Below are 355 nucleotides of genomic sequence, written 5' to 3'. Positions count from 1 at the left end.
CGATTAGCTGGTGAAAGCCAACGGCCAGATGGAGTCGTCAACGATTGCCGCTAAACTACTCGGCTCCGTCCCGGGTGGCGTGCTGGCCGACTGGCATGTTATGGCGGCCCTGGGCGTGTGTGCAGGGGTGTATGGAGGGGCGGTCGTGGCTTACCTGTTTATACCGAACCTGCCGGTAGCTCGCCCGGGCCAGTCCTCGCGCATTAAACCGAACACCGGCAGATTCTTTAACGCGTGCCCCGTGCTGGGGCGTGACAGGGAAACTCGTTTCTCCCGGATGGGGACCAGTAGGGTCTAGGGGGCGGGCGTCACGCTGGGGTTCCTGCAGGGTCTGTGAATGCTGGTGGCGCTGGTG

At 63.1% G+C, this 355-nt stretch carries 1 pseudogene; it reads left to right on the top strand.

Annotation, left to right across the window (positions count from 1 at the left end):
• Positions 1 to 7: 7 nt before the first annotated feature.
• A pseudogene (locus A6013_RS24785) lies at positions 8 to 295 on the top strand (MFS transporter); the annotation flags it as partial.
• Between the last annotated feature and the right edge of the window lie 60 nt (positions 296 to 355).

This window comes from Enterobacter sp. IF2SW-B1, assembly GCF_001743375.1.
Lineage (GTDB): Bacteria > Pseudomonadota > Gammaproteobacteria > Enterobacterales > Enterobacteriaceae > Enterobacter > Enterobacter bugandensis.
The sequence above is the reverse complement of the archived record's forward strand: the minus strand, read 5'-3'. Positions and strand labels throughout refer to the sequence as shown.